Genomic DNA, 2,455 nt, shown 5'->3' on the forward strand with positions numbered 1-2,455 from the left:
AAAAAACGGCTATTCATGCAGTACTTGTTTTTTTGCAGCGGAGTAACACGGCCTTTAGGTCATTTCCCTCAACGGTTTTGGCTATGGTTTCGTTGCGGAATGGTTCGGCAGAACTATTCCGCCGTAAACCAAAGATAGCAAACACACAGGGAATTTCCGAGAGGAAATTCCACCGCAATGAACTATAGCCGTTGTTGTAAGTAGTTTTTTCTTTCTGTTATTAATTCTGTTAATTTATTCAGTTTTATTTGGTCAATTTTTTTCCAATCAGCTTTGTCAAATTCTAACGAATTGAACTTTTTCAAACTCCGATACATTGGTAAAATCACAGACTCAAAATCTCCAGTCTGTTTATAAATCAGATTTCTGTGTTCTGTTATTCCTCCACTTTTTGAAATATTCAGCTCAATTATTTTTCCGTTGGGTTTAAGTTCAAAGAAATAACATTCAGGTTCCATATTCCAGCATATTTCCGACTCAATTCTATTCAACGCCAAAATCAGAGATTCGCAAAGTTTGTCAGTCGGATTTTTGGGTATTTTTGATACATTAAAATTCAGTTCAAAGTCGGAAGTTTTTAAACTTGTCGGTAACCAACCATTTTTAGGAATTTCAAATATTAGTTTTAATTTGCTCATTCAGTTTAAAATTTAATTCCCAAAAGCACAATAAAAGCGAATATTATACAAATGATGGAAAAGACTCTGAAAAAGATTTTCATTCCTTTAAAAATTCCAGGTGCTTTCTCAACTAATTTAGGGTTATGTTTATTATGAAATTTTAATTGAAACTTTACAATTATTGGTCCAATGAACCAAAAAAGTAAAGCTGCGAAAATGAAAAATAATGTTGGTTTTAGATTGTCCATTATTGTGTGTCAAAATTACTTACAACACATATATATGTGTAATTGATCCTCAAGATACAAAAAGAAATAAAAACCTCACTACCTACTGTAGATAAAGGGATAAGGGCCAATTAATAAGGTAGGCATTCTGTATATCACTTTTAGCTTTCTTTGGTTTTGATATACAAAATGAGGAATAACCTTTTACAAATTATGGTGTATATGATATTTGTTTTAAGCGTATAGTTTAAAATAAAGGCCTATGATTTTTCATTTACATTAAGGACATTCTTTCACTTTAACAAGGTGTTCTACAGGAAAAACCGAAGGTCCAAATTGATTAAAAATGGCAACATCTGCAGCATCACGACCAAAACCCAGAACAACATAACCTCCCGGAGAATCTATTTGGGTGGCATCAAAAGTATACCACCGGTTACCAATATAGGCTTCAAACCAAGCATGCATATCCATTGGTTCCAAATTGTGCAAATAACCAACAACAATACGTGCCGGGATACTTAAACTACGGCACAGGGCTATTCCCAAATGCGCCAGATCCCTGCATACACCAAACTGTCTATTATTAACTTGTATGGCAGATAAGGGCTCATTATTACTGCCAGGCAAATACTCAATATTCTCACGTAACCAATTTGTAATTGCTGCTACTTGATTATACCCCATTAATTGACCTTCAGTAATAGCTGCGCCCATTTCATTAAAGCAATCAGACTCGCAATATCTACTGGGTAATAAATAGCTTAATACGGCATCGGGTAAATTCTGTATTTCTATAAATGGAGCACCAAAACCTTGATCAATAAAGTTAGAGGTTACTACATCTGAAGAAGTAGCAATTGAGAACATACCGGGTTGGGCAATTAATCGTTGGCAAAGATTGCCATAGTTGTCCGTAAATTCAAAAACAGGGGTACTTGGCGTAATTTTATATTCCTCTCTTTCTACCCATTGTTGGCTTCCACTACGTGGCCTCAACATAAGAATAAATGGTGTTGGTTCAAAAATCTCGAACTTTAGGTCACAGCTTGTACGTAAACGCATATATCAATTTTTTCAAGACTCTATTATACAATAAACACTAGCCCAATTCTATGTAAGGTATGATGTAAACCGCTAACACAAATCTCGGTTATTTTTAATCAGTATCACCTATTTATAGCAACTCTTCGTCACTATTTTTTTTAGTTGATTCTATGCAGTTTTCAGCTATTTGGTTTCTTCATAATTTTCCAAAATTGCCAATACCATTTGGGCAGAATTAACGGATGCTACTTTTACAAATTTGAAATAATCTGAGTGTGCTGCGGTATTGGCGTTATCACTACAGCTTCTAATAACAATAAAGGGCACTTGCAACATAGTACATATTTGTGCAACGGCTGCACCTTCCATTTCTGTTGCCAGTGCATTAAAATTGGTATACAATTCTTTTGCCTTTATTGGGTCGCTCACAAAGGTGTCTCCGGTAGCGATCGTGCCAATAAAAAAGCTAGGAATTCTATTGTTCAGTGGTTTCAATTTAATTTGTTCTGATGCCTTCTTACTTTGTTCCAATAGATTCGGGTCTACAGTAAGGTACAAAGG

General features: G+C 34.9%; 3 protein-coding genes. All 3 read right to left on the reverse strand.

The window, feature by feature from the left end; genetic code table 11:
- Window positions 1-182: 182 nt before the first annotated feature.
- Window positions 183-638 (reverse strand): hypothetical protein, encoded by a 456-nt coding sequence (locus ACSHWW_RS14425; protein ID WP_435683170.1) that lies wholly within the window; start codon window positions 636-638, stop codon window positions 183-185.
- A gap of 488 nt (window positions 639-1,126) precedes the next feature.
- Window positions 1,127-1,912: a transglutaminase domain-containing protein gene (locus ACSHWW_RS14430; RefSeq protein WP_435683171.1), complete on the reverse strand. Its 786-nt coding sequence runs from the start codon at window positions 1,910-1,912 to the stop codon at window positions 1,127-1,129.
- A 165-nt stretch (window positions 1,913-2,077) separates the two neighbouring features.
- A partial coding sequence (locus ACSHWW_RS14435; protein ID WP_435683172.1) for a 5'-methylthioadenosine/S-adenosylhomocysteine nucleosidase occupies window positions 2,078-2,455 on the reverse strand: 378 nt, incomplete at its 5' end.

Origin of the sequence: Nonlabens sp., from assembly GCF_051251825.1 — a bacterium.
Lineage (GTDB): Bacteria > Bacteroidota > Bacteroidia > Flavobacteriales > Flavobacteriaceae > Nonlabens.